16 protein-coding genes are annotated in these 14,291 nt (G+C 64.1%); 8 read left to right on the forward strand and 8 right to left on the reverse strand.

Annotated elements, in window-relative coordinates:
* Positions 1 to 20: 20 nt before the first annotated feature.
* The 3 genes from APH25_RS19230 (at position 21) to yjiA (ending at position 3,360) form a co-directional block, all read left to right on the forward strand.
* Complete coding sequence (locus APH25_RS19230) at positions 21 to 2,087, forward strand: carbon starvation CstA family protein (protein ID WP_028633316.1); 2,067 nt, start codon at positions 21 to 23, stop codon at positions 2,085 to 2,087.
* A gap of 13 nt (positions 2,088 to 2,100) precedes the next feature.
* Positions 2,101 to 2,298 (forward strand): YbdD/YjiX family protein, encoded by a 198-nt coding sequence (locus APH25_RS19235; protein ID WP_003251633.1) that lies wholly within the window; start codon positions 2,101 to 2,103, stop codon positions 2,296 to 2,298.
* Positions 2,299 to 2,382: 84 nt separating this feature from the next.
* On the forward strand, positions 2,383 to 3,360 hold the full coding sequence (yjiA, locus tag APH25_RS19240) for a GTPase (RefSeq protein WP_028633315.1): 978 nt from the start codon (positions 2,383 to 2,385) through the stop codon (positions 3,358 to 3,360).
* Here yjiA and APH25_RS19245 read toward each other — a convergent pair.
* A complete protein-coding gene (locus APH25_RS19245) occupies positions 3,320 to 4,804 on the reverse strand; it encodes a methylenetetrahydrofolate reductase C-terminal domain-containing protein (RefSeq protein WP_060483065.1) in 1,485 nt (494 codons plus the stop codon). The genes yjiA and APH25_RS19245 overlap by 41 nt on opposite strands.
* A 247-nt stretch (positions 4,805 to 5,051) precedes the next feature.
* On the opposite strand from APH25_RS19245, the gene APH25_RS19250 reads away from it, so the two are divergent.
* Positions 5,052 to 5,885 carry a 5-methyltetrahydropteroyltriglutamate--homocysteine methyltransferase gene (locus APH25_RS19250; protein ID WP_060483038.1) on the forward strand — a complete coding sequence of 278 codons (834 nt, stop codon included), beginning with the start codon at positions 5,052 to 5,054 and terminating at the stop codon, positions 5,883 to 5,885.
* 3 nt (positions 5,886 to 5,888) lie between these two features.
* On the opposite strand, the gene APH25_RS19255 is transcribed toward APH25_RS19250, so the two are convergent.
* Positions 5,889 to 7,070: an acetyl-CoA C-acetyltransferase gene (locus APH25_RS19255; RefSeq protein WP_060483039.1), complete on the reverse strand. Its 1,182-nt coding sequence runs from the start codon at positions 7,068 to 7,070 to the stop codon at positions 5,889 to 5,891.
* Between the two features lie 286 nt (positions 7,071 to 7,356).
* Between APH25_RS19255 and fabV the strand changes: the two genes are divergently transcribed.
* Entirely contained in the window at positions 7,357 to 8,568 is a 1,212-nt protein-coding gene (fabV, locus tag APH25_RS19260; protein ID WP_028633311.1) for an enoyl-ACP reductase FabV, read from the forward strand.
* Between the two features lie 71 nt (positions 8,569 to 8,639).
* Here the strand turns inward: fabV and APH25_RS19265 are convergent, their stop codons facing one another.
* The 5 genes from APH25_RS19265 to APH25_RS19285 form a co-directional block, all read right to left on the reverse strand.
* The gene (locus APH25_RS19265) at positions 8,640 to 8,981 is read right to left on the reverse strand and encodes a HopJ type III effector protein (RefSeq protein ID WP_060483040.1); all 342 of its coding nucleotides are present in this window, start codon (positions 8,979 to 8,981) and stop codon (positions 8,640 to 8,642) included.
* A complete protein-coding gene (locus APH25_RS19270) occupies positions 8,974 to 9,270 on the reverse strand; it encodes a DUF1244 domain-containing protein (protein ID WP_028633309.1) in 297 nt (98 codons plus the stop codon). The genes APH25_RS19265 and APH25_RS19270 overlap by 8 nt, the downstream gene beginning before the upstream one ends.
* Before the next feature lie 10 nt (positions 9,271 to 9,280).
* Entirely contained in the window at positions 9,281 to 10,018 is a 738-nt protein-coding gene (gene folM / locus APH25_RS19275) for a dihydromonapterin reductase (protein ID WP_060483041.1), read from the reverse strand.
* A gap of 33 nt (positions 10,019 to 10,051) precedes the next feature.
* On the reverse strand, positions 10,052 to 10,624 hold the full coding sequence (locus tag APH25_RS19280; RefSeq protein WP_060483042.1) for an antibiotic biosynthesis monooxygenase: 573 nt from the start codon (positions 10,622 to 10,624) through the stop codon (positions 10,052 to 10,054).
* A gap of 169 nt (positions 10,625 to 10,793) precedes the next feature.
* A complete protein-coding gene (locus APH25_RS19285; protein WP_060483043.1) occupies positions 10,794 to 11,411 on the reverse strand; it encodes a PilZ domain-containing protein in 618 nt (205 codons plus the stop codon).
* 225 nt (positions 11,412 to 11,636) lie between these two features.
* Between APH25_RS19285 and APH25_RS19290 the strand changes: the two genes are divergently transcribed.
* The gene (locus tag APH25_RS19290; protein WP_060483044.1) at positions 11,637 to 12,092 is read left to right on the forward strand and encodes a flavodoxin; all 456 of its coding nucleotides are present in this window, start codon (positions 11,637 to 11,639) and stop codon (positions 12,090 to 12,092) included.
* A 16-nt stretch (positions 12,093 to 12,108) separates the two neighbouring features.
* Here the strand turns inward: APH25_RS19290 and APH25_RS19295 are convergent, their stop codons facing one another.
* Positions 12,109 to 13,008, reverse strand: a complete 900-nt coding sequence (locus tag APH25_RS19295) for a LysR family transcriptional regulator (protein ID WP_060483045.1) — start codon at positions 13,006 to 13,008, stop codon at positions 12,109 to 12,111.
* 99 nt (positions 13,009 to 13,107) lie between these two features.
* Here APH25_RS19295 and APH25_RS19300 point away from each other — a divergent pair, with 99 nt between their 5' ends.
* Positions 13,108 to 13,494, forward strand: a complete 387-nt coding sequence (locus APH25_RS19300; RefSeq protein WP_060483046.1) for a CidA/LrgA family protein — start codon at positions 13,108 to 13,110, stop codon at positions 13,492 to 13,494.
* Entirely contained in the window at positions 13,484 to 14,170 is a 687-nt protein-coding gene (locus tag APH25_RS19305; protein ID WP_060483047.1) for an LrgB family protein, read from the forward strand. The genes APH25_RS19300 and APH25_RS19305 overlap by 11 nt, the downstream gene beginning before the upstream one ends.
* Positions 14,171 to 14,291: the final 121 nt, after the last annotated feature.

Genomic DNA, 14,291 nt, shown 5'->3' on the forward strand with positions numbered 1-14,291 from the left:
CCACCAGCTGGAATCAAACCATGAACAACAATAATAGCCTGCTACGCCATCTACCGTGGCTGGCGCTGGCAGTCCTGGGAGCCTGCGCACTGGGCGTGGTCGCCCTGCGTCGCGGCGAGGCGATCAACGCCTTGTGGATCGTGGTCGCGGCAGTGGCCATCTACCTGGTTGCCTATCGCTACTACAGCCTGTTCATCGCCACCAAGGTGATGCAACTCGACCCGCGCCGTGCCACACCGGCGGTGCTCAACAACGATGGCCTGGACTACGTCCCCACCAACAAACACATCCTGTTCGGCCACCACTTTGCCGCCATCGCTGGCGCAGGCCCCCTGGTCGGCCCGGTACTGGCCGCGCAGATGGGCTACCTGCCCGGTACCCTGTGGCTGATTGCCGGCGTGGTGCTGGCCGGTGCCGTGCAGGACTTCATGGTCCTGTTCATGTCCACCCGCCGCAATGGCCGCTCGCTGGGCGACATGGTCCGCGAAGAAATGGGCCGTATCCCAGGCACCATCGCCCTGTTCGGCTGTTTCCTGATCATGATCATCATCCTGGCGGTGCTGGCGCTGATCGTGGTCAAGGCCCTGGCAGAAAGCCCCTGGGGCATGTTCACGGTCATGGCGACCATCCCGATCGCGATGTTCATGGGCATCTACATGCGCTACATCCGCCCGGGCCGCATTGGCGAGATCTCCATTATCGGCGTGGTGCTGCTGTTGCTGTCCATCTGGCTGGGCGGGCAGATCGCCGCCGACCCGGTATGGGGCCCGGCGTTCACCTTCACCGGCGTGCAGATCACCTGGATGCTGGTGGGCTACGGCTTCGTTGCAGCCGTGCTGCCGGTGTGGCTGGTACTGGCACCGCGTGACTACCTGTCCACCTTCCTCAAGATCGGCACCATCGTCGGGCTTGCCATCGGCATCCTGATCATTGCGCCCGAGCTGAAGATGCCGGCCCTGACCCAGTTCACCGACGGCACGGGCCCGGTGTGGAAGGGCACCCTGTTCCCGTTCCTGTTCATCACCATCGCCTGTGGTGCGGTGTCGGGCTTCCATGCGCTGATCTCTTCGGGCACCACGCCCAAGCTGCTGGATAACGAAACCAACGCGCGCTACATCGGCTACGGCGGCATGCTGATGGAGTCGTTCGTGGCGATCATGGCGATGGTCGCGGCCTCGGTGATCGAGCCGGGCGTGTATTTCGCCATGAACAGCCCGGCCGCCGTGGTCGGTGCCGACGCGGTTTCGGTGGCGCAGACAGTCAGCAGCTGGGGCTTCCTGATTACGCCGGAACACCTGGAAGCCGTCGCCCGTGACATTGGCGAACACACCATCCTGGCCCGTGCCGGCGGTGCGCCAACCCTGGCGGTGGGTATCGCGCAAATCCTGCACCAGGTGTTGCCGGGCGAGAACACCATGGCGTTCTGGTACCACTTCGCCATTTTGTTTGAGGCGCTGTTCATCCTTACCGCAGTGGATGCCGGTACCCGTGCCGGGCGCTTCATGCTGCAGGACCTGCTGGGCAGCTTCGTGCCGGCGCTCAAACGCACCGAATCGTGGGGCGCCAACCTGTTGGCTACCGCAGGTTGCGTGGCGATGTGGGGCTACCTGCTGTACCAGGGCGTGATCGACCCACTGGGCGGTATCAACACGCTGTGGCCGCTGTTCGGTATCTCCAACCAGATGCTGGCCGGTATTGCCCTGATGCTCGGGACCGTGGTGCTGATCAAGATGAAGCGCCAGCGCTACATCTGGGTCACCCTGTTGCCGGCTGCGTGGCTGCTGATCTGCACCACCGCTGCGGGCCTGATCAAGCTGTTCGACCCGAACCCGGCCGTGGGCTTCCTGGCCCTGGCCAAGAAGTACAGCACCGCGCTGGACGCCGGCCAGGTACTGGCCCCGGCCAAGGATATCGGGCAAATGCAGCACGTGATCTACAACGCCTACACCAACGCCGGGCTGACCATCCTGTTCCTGGTGGTGGTGTTCAGCATTCTGTTCTTCGCGATCAAGGTGGGTTATGCCGCCTGGGGCCGCAAGGAACGGACCGACAAGGAAACCCCGTTCCAGGCTTTGCCTGACGCTTGAGAGGACTGCTGCGATGTTCAACGACCTGGGTCGACTGGGGAAATACCTGGGGCAGGCAGCCCGCCTGATGGTCGGCATGCCCGACTACGACAACTATGTCGAACACATGCAGAAGACGCACCCCGACAAGCCGGTGATGAGCTACGAGGCGTTCTTCCGTGAACGCCAGGAAGCCCGTTACGGAGGCAAGTCCGGGCCCAAATGCTGTTGAACCCCAGGCGTTGACCTGTACTGGCCTCATCGCCGGCTTGCCGGCGATGAGGCCCTTTGTTTTTCCGCTCAGGAGATTTTCTGCGTGCAGACGCCCATTCCCGTCACCGTCCTCACCGGCTTCCTTGGCGCTGGCAAGACGACCTTGCTCAAGCACATGCTCAAGGCCGAACACGGCCTGAAGCTTGCGGTCATCGAAAACGAATTCAGCGAGGCCGGCATTGACAGCCAGCTGCTCGGTGACCAGCCGGTACAGGTGATGACCCTGGCCAATGGCTGCGTCTGCTGCAGCATTCATGGCGACCTCACCCGTGCCCTGTACCTGTTGCTGGAGCGGCTGGATGCCGGCGAGATCGCGTTCGACCGCCTGGTGATCGAGTGCACCGGCCTTGCCGACCCGGCACCGGTTGCGCAAACCTTTTTCGTCGACGAGGAATTGCGTGAGCGTTACATCCTCGACGGCATCATCACCCTGGTGGACGCGGCCCATGCCGAATTGCACCTTACCCAGGCCATCGCCCAGGCCCAGGTCGGCTTTGCGGATCGTCTGCTGCTGAGCAAAACCGACCTGGTCGAGCCGGACGCCGTGCTGGCGCTGCGCGAGCGGCTTGGCCGCATCAACGGGCGGGCGGCCATTCATGTGGTGGAGCACGGCCGCATTTCCCTGGCCGAGCTGCTGGATGTACGTGGCTTCAACCTCAACCCGGACCTGGGCGCCAACCTCAAGCCTGCCCTGCGCCCGGTGCTCAAGCCGGCCACGCCGGACCGTATCGCCACCCTGGTGCTGCGCACCGATACGGCGCTGGACATCGACCGCCTCAGCGACTTCATGAACGGCCTGCTGGAAACCCATGGCAAGCAGTTGCTGCGCTACAAAGGGGTGCTCAACATCGCCGGGGAGCCACGCAAGCTGGTGTTCCAGGGCGTGCTCAAGCTCTACGGCTTCGACTGGGATGCCGAGTGGGCCGAGGGCGAGGCCCGCGAGAGCGTGATGGTGTTCATTGCCGACGACCTGCCCGAGGCTACGATCCGGGCTGGCTTCGAGGCGCTGACTGCGGCGTAGCACGCGTGGCCGGGGCCCCGAACCACTGGGGCCATGAACTGCGGTGACGGGTGTGCTCCTCGATGCAGGGGATCAGGCGTTCGGCCAGCACCGCGGTCTGCTGCACGGCCTTGGCTGTGCGGTATTTCACGCTGTGGATGCACTCGCGGTCGCCGAATTCGCAGCGGTTCAGTGCCGTGCCGCCGCAGGGGCCATTGGCCAGGCCCTTGGGGCAGGTTTCCGGGCAGATATACAGCGTGTCCTCAAGGCGGCAGCGGCCACAGGTGTCGCAGCCCAGCAGCGGTCGCTTCACCGCGCGTTCTGCCGTGTGCAACACCTGAGCGCCCAGGCGGGTGGACCACACCGGCTGGCGCACCGCCCAGCCGAAAGCCTGGCTCAGGCCATTGCGGCGGCTGAACAGCAGTGAGTGCATGCCGTGCATCAGGTGGTAGCGCGCCTGCTGCGTGAGGGTGGCGGTCACCCGCGACTCCCCCTGGCGCCACGCGGCCTGTGGCGGGTGGAACGTGACGGCAGGCAGGCCTGGCATCTGCCAACTGGCCTGCCAGGCGGGTGCCCACTGCGCCATGTCGGTTATCTGTGCCTGCCAGTGCTCCAGTCGCGCTTCCAGCGCCAGCAACTGGCTGATCTCGTGAATGCCCGACAGGTGCACCCCGGCATAGCCCATCAGCTTCACGCCAATCACCTGCAAAGCCAGCCGGTCGACGCTGCGGGCCTGGGCAAAGGCCTTGGATTGCGCCGCCTCGGCTTCGAGCATGTGCCGCATGGACGGTGTGACGGTAACCCCGGCGACGTGATCGAGCATGTTCGCCCGGCCTTGGGTCAGGCTCATCAGGCAGGCCAGTATCGGTTTGGGCGCAGGCTGGCGGCGCACCCAGTGCATGGCCTCCTGGTGCTTGGCCGCATCGAAGCCCAGTTGCAGCGTGAAGAAGTCGGCCCCTGCCGCGAGCTTTTTCTCGGCCTTGAAGTACTGCGCGGCGCCTTCTTCCTCACAGTACTTGAACGGGTTGAGCGCGGCGCCCAGTAACCAGTGTGGGTACGCCTGACGCGCCATTTGCAGCGCCGCGACCGACTCCAGGTAGCGCACCGGGCGCTCGCCTGGCTGATGCCCAGGCAGGCGGTCGCCCGTGAGTACCAGCAACTGATGCAGGCCGGCCGCGTCCATGCGCTGCAACTGGGCGAGCAGGTGGTGCCGCTCCCGGTCCTTGCCAGAAAAGTGCGGCAGTGCCGGTACCGGATTGCTGAACGAGGCCAGGGCGTCGAGCGGGGACATGTCCAGAGGGCTGCCGACCCGGTCACCGATAGCGACGGTCATCGGCCAGCCGCACAGGTGCCCGCGGGCCAGGATCGCGTCCATGGCCGCGAAACGTTCAGCCGAAGGCTTGGGGACGAATTCCATCACGCAGACGAAGCGCTGTTCGCGCAATGCGGTTTTCAGCACGTTCATGGGGCCGGGCACCTGAGGAAACAGGCTGACATTGTGCGGCAGATGCACCTCGCGGTCATGTCCGGTTGCGTACGGCGGTGATCTGTTTGAGACACCGGTTTTGCCTGCCCCGGTCATGACGGTGACATCTGTATTGCGCGGGCCATCATGAGCATTTTTTGGATTCATCTCAAATTAAATGAGTTTGTCTCAAGCATCCCTTGCCCGGACAATTCCCTCATTCATTTGATACCTCGAGGGGCAAGACATGGCACTGGCGCACAACCTGGGCTTCCCACGCATCAGCGACGATCGCGAACTGCGTGCCCGCCATTGGCAGGCGCAGAAAGAAGCCGGTATCGAGCTGCTGCCCGTCGGGGATACCGCCTGGTACTACCAGCACCCTGGCGTCGTCGATGCCCAGGCCTCCGTGCTCGCTGGGCATCTGGAACCGCTTTTTCAGGAGGTGGCAGAAGCCATCGCGCTGGGCCATGCGGTCAAGCCGGTGCTGGTAGGCCCTTTGACGCTGCTGTGGCAGGGCGAAGAAAACGGCCTCGACACACTGGAACGGCTCGACCGCCTGCTGCCTGAATATGACCAAGCCCTCAACCAGCTTGCCGTATTGGGGGTGGAATGGGTGCAGATCGATGAGCCCATTCTTGCCCTTGAACTGCCCCAAGCCTGGAAAAACGCCTACGAGCGTGTCTACAACATCCTCCAGCGGGCGCCCTTGAAAAAACTGATCGCCACCTGCTCCGGTGCCTTGGGCGGCAACCTGGGCCTGGCGGCGAACCTGCCGGTCGATGGGCTTCACATCGACCTGGTCCAGGCGCCTGAACAGTACCTGAGCGTGCTCGACCGCCTGCCCGCCTACAAGGTGCTGTCGCTGGGGTTGGTTGATGGCCGCCAGGCATCACCTGGCGACCTGGCGCAGCTTCAAGATGTGCTGCGCGATGCTCATGACAGGCTAGGCGAGCGGCTCTGGCTGGCACCCTCGTGCTCGCTGCTGGACAACCCGCTGGAGCAGGCTGTGCACAAATGCCGGCAGGTGGGGGCGTTGGTGCATGCGGTGAACACGTCCCACACCCCTACACCTCGCTAGTGCCTACCGGCGTTCAAGGGCCAGGGCTACCCCTTGGCCGCCGCCGATGCACAGCGTCGCCAGCCCTTTGCGGGCATCGCGTTTGATCATCTCGTGCAGCAAGGTCACCAGTACCCGGCACCCGGATGCGCCAATCGGGTGGCCAAGGGCAATGGCGCCACCATTCACATTCACCCGCGCCGCATCCCATTCAAGCGCCTTGCCTACCGCCAGCGCCTGGGCCGCGAAGGCCTCATTGGCTTCGATCAGGTCCAGGTCGGCCAGTTGCCAGCCAGCCTTTTCCAGGCAACGCTGGGTGGCCGACACTGGGCCGATACCCATGATCGCCGGGTCTACGCCCGCGCTGGCGTAGGCCGCCACCCTGGCCAGTACCGGCAGGCCCAGCGCCTCGGCTTTGGTTGCGCTCATCAGCAACACCGCTGCGGCACCATCATTCAGGCTGGACGCATTGCCTGCCGTGACGCTGCCATCCTTCTTGAAGGCCGGGCGCAGTTTGCCCAGCGACTCGGCCGTGGTACCCGCGCGAGGCTGTTCGTCACGGGCGAATACCGTAGGGTCGCCCTTTTTATGCGGCAGCACGATCGGGGTGATTTCATCATCGAAGCGGCCCGCCTCGATGGCGGCCACGGCCTTGCGCTGGGATTCTGCGGCAAAGGCGTCCTGCTGTTCGCGGTTCAGGCCATAATGTTCCACCAGGTTCTCAGCCGTGATGCCCATGTGGTAGTCGTTGAAGGCGTCCCACAAACCATCGGTGATCATGCTGTCGAGCAGTTGGCCATGCCCCATGCGCTGGCCTGTGCGGGCCGAGGGCATCACATAGGGCGCCAGGCTCATGTTTTCCTGGCCACCGGCAACCACCACGTCGGCGTCACCGCAACGGATGGCCTGGGCGGCAAGGTGCAAGGCCTTCAGGCCCGACCCGCATACCTTGTTCAAGGTCAGTGCCGGCACGCTGTAGGGCAGGCCAGCCTTGACCGCCGCCTGGCGCGCCGGGTTCTGCCCTGCGCCCGCGGTGAGTACCTGGCCCAGGATCACCTCGTCGACCTGCGCAGGGTCCAGCCCGGTCTGCTCCAGCAGGCGCTTGATCACGGCGGCGCCCAGGTCCACGGCAGGGACGGCCGCCAGTGCGCCCTGGAAACTGCCGATGGCGGTGCGGGTTGCGGCAACGATGACCACGTCGTTCATGTTGTTGTTCTCCGTGCGGGTGCGTTAAACACCCAGCATCGTCTGCCTGGGCTCATTTGTTAAGTTTGATTTTCTTGTGGATTGATAGCCAAACCCAATCAATCCGCAGGGCCCCCGGCGCTTGCGTCCCGCCTGGTTTCGCGCCAGCAGTGCGCCTCGGGTTTTGAATCGCCCCGTTCACCCCTTAATATGTGCCGCATCATCTGCGGGGGGAGTCTCACCCTCTGTTAAACGAGAGCGCCAAGGTGTGGCGCTTTCCCGGCATCAACCTGACGAGGTACAGACATTGGCCATCATTCATCCCAAGGTCCGCGGTTTCATCTGCACCACGACTCACCCGAAGGGCTGCGAGCTCAACGTTCGTGATCAGATCGAAGCCACCCGTAAGCTGGGCGTGCGCGAGGATGGTCCGAAGAAGGTCCTGGTAATCGGTGCGTCCAGTGGCTACGGCCTGGCGGCGCGCATTACCGCAGCCTTTGGCTTCAAGGCCGACACACTCGGTGTGTTCTTCGAAAAGCCAGGCACCGAAACCAAGCCAGGCACCGCCGGCTGGTACAACGCCGCTGCCTTCGACAAGTTTGCCAAGGCCGACGGCCTGTACAGCAAGTCGATCAACGGTGACGCCTTCTCTGATGAAGCGCGGGCCAAGGTCATCGAGCTGATCAAGAACGACATGGGTGGCAAGGTTGACCTGGTCATCTATTCGCTGGCCTCGCCTGTGCGCAAACTGCCACAGACCGGCGAGCTGGTGCGTTCTGCGCTCAAGCCGATCGGCCAGCCGTACAAGTCGACCGCCATCGACACCAACAAGGACACCATCATCGAGGCCAGCATCGAGCCGGCCACCGAGCAGGAAATCGCTGATACCGTCACCGTCATGGGTGGCCAGGACTGGCAGCTGTGGATCGATGCCCTGGCCGGTGCCGACGTGTTGGCCGAAGGCGCCCGCACCGTGGCGTTCAGCTACATCGGCACCGAGATCACCTGGCCGATCTACTGGCACGGTGCGCTGGGCCAGGCCAAGCAGGACCTGGACGCAACCGCCCTGCGCCTGGACCAGAAGCTGGCCGGTGAAATCAAGGGTGGCGCCAACGTGGCCGTGCTCAAGTCGGTAGTGACCCAGGCAAGCTCGGCCATCCCGGTCATGCCGCTGTACCTGTCGATGGTGTTCAAGATCATGCAGGAGAAGGGTGTGCACGAAGGCACCCAGGACCAGCTGGACCGCATGTTCCGCGACCGCCTGTACCGCACCGACGGTGCGCCGGCAGCGGTGGACGAAAAGGCGCGCCTGCGCCTGGACGACTGGGAACTGCGTGACGATGTGCAGGATGCCTGCAAGGCCATGTGGCCACAGGTGACCACCGAGAACCTGTTCGAGCTGACCGATTATGCCGGTTACAAGAAGCAGTTCCTCAACCTGTTCGGCTTCGAGCGCGCTGACGTCAACTACGACGAAGACGTGGCAACCGATGTGAAGTTCGACTGCATCGAGCTGTAACCCGCTTCGGCCCGCCTTGGCGCCCTCGCAGTGCAGTCACTGCGAAGGCAACAAGGCGGGGCCGGCCTGCTTCACGCTTTGCGCGTGAGGGGCTGCGCCGCAAAGGTGACGCCCGCCAGGCCATGCTTGATCAGTGCCCGGATGTTGCCGTGGTCGCTGCCTTCCGGGGTGGCTACTACGTCGCGGTAATGCTCGCCAAATGCCAGCAACGCTTCCTGATCGCTCAACCCTTCCAGCAGTGCCAGGCCCAGCGTCTTGCAGGAGCCTTCGTTCTGCCCGGCTGCGCTGTGCAGGCCGCCGTTGTCGAATGCCTGGGGCTGGTAGTCATAGTGTTCGGCAACAAACGCCAGGGTGTCGGCGAAAGCGTGTTGGCCGCTGGCCAGGCGGGTGCGCAGGGTGTTCAGGTCAGTCACGGGGTTTTCCTTGTTCGAACGCGGCCTGTTGTTCGGCGCTGGCTTCTTTCTGGTAGTGGGCTTTCCATTCGGCGTAGGGCATGCCGTACACCACCTCGCGGGCATCATCCAGGCTCAGGTCAACCTGGCGCTCATCGGCTGCGGCCTTGTACCACTTGGACAGGCAGTTGCGGCAGAAACCGGACAGGTTCATCAGGTCGATGTTCTGCACGTCGGTGCGTGCGCGCAGGTGTTCGACCAGGCGCCGGAAGGCGGCGGCTTCAAGTTCGAGCTGTTGCTGTGGGGTCATGGGGCTTCTCTCAGATCATGCGGTTCTTCAGGTGGCGGCCACCGTTGATGACCACCTGGCTGCCGGTGCTGTACTGGCTGGCCAGCAGGTACTTGACCGTTTCGATCAAGGGGCCGGCACCGGGTTCGAATTCCAGCAGGGCTTTTTTCAGGGTTTGCCGGCGGTAGTCGTCGTCGCCGCCTTCCTTGAGCATCAGCAGCCCGGGCAGGATACCGTTCACGCGCACCGTGGGGGCGTACTTTTCAGCAAACGACAGCACCATGTTCTGCAGGGCGGCCTTGGTGGCGGCATAGCCGATGTGGCTCTTGCTGCCACGCGAGGAGGTTTCGTCGCAGACGTGAATGATGTCCGCCTTGTCCACCTTGGCCAGCAAATCGCCCAACGCCAGGTTGAGGTGGTAGGGCGCCTCCACGTGCAGGCGGAACATGGTTTCGAGGTGGTCCAGCCCGTCGTCAAGCCACAGCGATGCATTGTGAATGATGGCGCGCAGGCCATCGTATTCGCTGCGCAGGTGCTGGATGAGCGCCTCGCGGTCGGCAGCCTGGCACAGGTCGGCCTGGAACTGCACGATGTTGGGGTGGGCCGCCTGGGGCAGAAGGCTGCGGCTGGCACTGACCACCAGGTGGCCGGCCTGCGCCAGTTCCACGGCCAGGGCCAGCCCGACACGCTGGCTGGCTCCGGTAATGAGGATGGGGCTATTCATGTTCGGGGCGGTCAACTTTATCTGTCGTTGGTTGCCGCCCAGCATACCCGAACTGCCTGCCGTATGCGTGGCCTGGCCTCAGCGGCTGCGCGAGGCCTGGGGCGCGGGCCGGGCCGAGGTGGGGGAAGCGTGCAACCAGCCCGCCAGCAGGTGCGTCGACAAGGGGATGAACAGGTAGACCATCAACGGCGTCAGGGCCAGGGTGCTGAGGAAGATGCGCGGCACGATGCCCAGGCTGGCCAGCCAGTGGCCGAACACCAGGTTGAACGCCAGCGACACCGGGAAGAACGCCAGCCAGATGGCCACGGCCTGTTTCCAGCGCGGCGGTTTGCGCACCAGGCTGGTGCCGAACCAGTCGTCCAGGCCGCTGACGCGCGTCTCTCTGGGGCGCTCGAACAAACCGTTGCCGCGCTGCAGCCAGGCGCGTCGCGACGCGGAATGCTCCCAGGCATTGAGGGTGGGCTCGTCGCTGAAGCGGAAGATGATCTGGAATTCGTCGCCATCGCTGGGCGGTGCGAGGATGCCGGAGCCCAGGTAGCCGGGGAAGTCGGTGGCCAGCTGTTCGCCTTCGTGCAGCCAGGCCAGCAGCGCCTGGTAGCGGCCGTGAGCGGCGCGGCGCGACACCATCAGGGTAACGGGTGGGGTAGACATCGTGTATCTCCAGACAACGGGGCTGGCGGGTAGCTGGCCCCTGGCTATGTCGACCGGGGTGGTGGGCGACACAGGCATGCATGCAAGAATTGGGCGCGGATTATCGCTGATGTGGTGGCGCTGGCAAGCATCGGCCGCCAGGCGGCTGGCATCACGGGTTGCGCAGGGGTCAGGCGGCTGGCTGCGTATGCAGCTCCGGGTGCACGCGACTGTGGGCCTGGAGGATGTAGTCGCGCAGGCGCTCGATGTCCTCAGCGGCACTGCGGCCAAGGTGGTAAGCGGCTTTGGTGCCGTTTATCTGCCGCCGCTGCGTGCCTTTCAACTCGATGGGCTCGATGTCGCCGGGGGCGAATTGAAGTTCAAACTGGTCGGGGGCTTCCGGCAGGCCGCGCAATTCCACCAGCACGCCCTTGAAGGAGATGTCGCACACCCACAGCCCGCTCGGTTGCCCATCGGCATTCAGCAGGGCGATGGGGTGGTCCAGGGGAAGGCGCCACGGGCGCAGCCTGGGGCCATCTTCGTAGATTTCCGGTGCCCCCAGTTGCAGGTGCAGGGTATGAAACTCGTCTTCGATCACCTGCAGCGGAAAGCTGATCTGCTGATTGTTGAAATGTGCTTGCAGGGTCACCTGCTCGTCGGCCACCAGGCGCGTGAGCAAGTTCTGGACACGGCTGTCACCATTGACCAGCAGGCTGGGCAAGGCATCGGCCACATCGAACTGCGGCGACTGCTGGACGTCCTGAATATAATCCAGTTCATCCTGAGTCAAGAGCACGTCTTCTTGCATGATGAAACTCGAAGGTGAGGGTTCTTCAAACCGATTGACTGCCCGTACACGCCTTGGTTCAGCTGCAGTGCCCAGGTTTCGGACGAACGCGCTGTGCAGCCACCGCACGGCGCATCGCGTGTGAAGGTGCTACGTGTGGGGGAGCATCCGGAAGAGAGGCGGCCTTTTGCCAGCGCCGGGTGCTAGTATCCTACGTTTTCACTCAGTTTCGGAATCCTCTCCCCGATGAAAGTCGCCATTATTTCCGGGTCGGTGTACGGCACCGCCGAAGAAGTCGCCCGTCACGCCGAGTCACTGTTGAAGGCTGCTGGCCTGCAGGCCTGGTACGCGGCGCGCAGCACCTTGCAGGATATCCAGGCGTTCGCCCCGGACGCTCTGCTGGCCGTGACCTCCACCACCGGCATGGGTGAGCTGCCGGACAACCTCATGCCCTTGTACAGCAGCATCCGCGACACCCTGCCAGCCGCGTGGCGCGGGCTGCCGGGCGCGGTGATAGCGCTGGGCGATTCCAGTTATGGCGACACCTACTGCGGCGGCGGCGAGCAGATGCGCGAACTGTTTGCCGAGCTTGGCGTGCAGGAGGTGCAACCGATGTTGCGCCTGGATGCCAGCGAGACCGTAACGCCCGAAACCGATGCCGAGCCTTGGCTGGCCGACCTCGCTGACGCGTTGAAGGCCTGATCGGCCCTTGTGCGTATCAGCCCTTGCCCGATACCAGGGCGGGGCATTCGCGCAACAAGGCCAGCCAGGCCTGTGCCGCCCGCGACAGGTGCGCCCCACGTCGCCAGATGAAGGCAATGTCCCAACGCAGGTCTGAGGGTGAACACAGTGGCACCCGTACCACGCCAGGGCGCTCCAGCGCCCTGGCCACCACGCGGGGAAGCAGCACCACACCCTGGCCTGCCGCCACCAGGGCGGCGAGAAAGTCCGCCTGGCCGCTGCGCCCACCCTCCCTGGGCGTGAAGCCTTGTTGCTGGCAGGCCTTCAGCAGCCGGTCGTTGAGCACGAAGCTGCGCTGGTACAGCAGAAACGGTGTGTCGGACAGTTGCCGCAACGTCACACTTTCCAGGCTGGCCAGCTCGTGGCTGGCCGGTAGCAGGGCGTCCAGTGGCTCGTTGCAGAAGGGTTGATACTCGAACCCCTGGTCGCTGGGGGTAAGGCTGCCGCCCAGCTCCAGTTCGCCCTCACGCACGGCCTGCTCGACGCTAAGGCTGCCGCCCTCGAGCAACTGAATGGCGATGTTCGGATAGCGCCGCCGGTATTCGGCGAACAAGCCCGCGAACAGGGCGTCGCTGCCCAACATCGGCAAGCCCAGGCGCAACTCGCCACGCCCCATCTGGTTGAGCGCGTCCAGTTCGTCCAGCAGTGCCTGGCGCTGGCGCAGCAAGGCTTCGCCACGCTCCAGTACCACGCGCCCGGCGCTGGTCAGGTGCAGTTGCGAGGCCTGGCGTTCCAGCAATGGCTGGCCCACATCTTGCTCCAACTGTGCAACCTGCTTGCTGACCGCAGACTGGCTGATATGCAACGCCTGGGCGGCATGGGTAAATCCGCCGCAGCGCACCACTTCGATAAAGCTTCGCAGCTGTTTGAATTCCATCTTTCTCGATTCCATTATGGAATGGCGTCAAGTCTAACAATTCGCTTTTGGCCTAGGGAGGCAGTTTTTACAATGGCAGGCCTGTCGAGGACTAACAGCATGAATACCGCTCTACTGAAAAAGACGTTGCGCCTGCTGGCGGAAATGGCCGTGATTGGCGCCCTGTTCCTGCTAGGTGGCAAGCTGGCTGCGTGGCTAGGCTGGCCTATACCCGGTGGCGTCATGGGCCTGGCGCTGCTGTTGCTGCTGTTCGCCTGCGGCGTGCTCAAGCCCGTTATGCTGCAACTGGGCGCTGGCTGGCTGATGGCCGAGATGCTGCTGTTTTTCATCCCCGCCTTGATGAGCCTGCTGGATTATGGCGCCTTGGTGCGCGACGAGGGCTGGCGCATCCTGCTGGTGATCGCACTGAGTACCTTGGTGGTCATGGTGGTGACCGCCCTGACCGTTGAATGGGTCTGCCGCTGGAGCCTGCACCGTGAGCCTTGAACCGATGCCGCTGTTCTGGCTGCTGCTCACTTTGCTGGCGTACCTGGGCAGCCGCTGGCTGTATCGGCGCAGCGGGCGCTACCTGTTGTCGCCATTGATACTGGTGCCCGTGCTGCTTCTGGCGGTGGCCATCCCCTTGCACACGGCCTATGCCGAATATGCCCGCAATACCCATTGGCTGATGGGTGTGCTGGGCCCTGTGACCGTGGCGTTCGCCGTACCGATCTGGCAACAGCGTGCCCTGCTGGCGCGGCACTGGCCTGCACTGTTGATCGGCATGGTGGTGGGCAGCAGTGCTTCCATTGCCAGTTCCTGGGGGCTGGCTCATCTGCTGGCACTGGACACTGCCACCAGCCTGTCGCTGGTTCCGCGGTCGATTACTACGCCGTTCGCCATGCCCCTGGCGCAGGACCTGGGCGGTGTGCCAGAGCTGACCGCAGTGTTCGTGATGTTCACCGGCGTGCTCGGTGCCCTGTTCGGGGGTGTGCTGCTGCGCTGGTTGCCCCTGCGCACGCCGCTGGCCCGCGGTGCCCTGTTCGGCGTGGGGGCCCATGGTGCAGGGGTGAGCAGGGCGCAGGAAGTGGGCAGCGAAGAGGGTTCGGTGGCCGGCCTGGTGATGGTGCTGACCGGGCTGTTGAACCTGTGCGCCGCGCCCTTGCTGGCGCTGTTGCTCTGACCGTTCGTGCCACTGACTCGCTCAGTCATCAAGCTGGCTGGCAACGCAAGTTCCAGGCGCAGGGCGGCTGGCTAGACTCAGCCTCGATCAGAGAGCACATGTAAGTGCCGAGGTGACATGC

The organism is Pseudomonas sp. NBRC 111119 (assembly GCF_001320125.1).
GTDB classification, from domain to species: domain Bacteria; phylum Pseudomonadota; class Gammaproteobacteria; order Pseudomonadales; family Pseudomonadaceae; genus Aquipseudomonas; species Aquipseudomonas parafulva.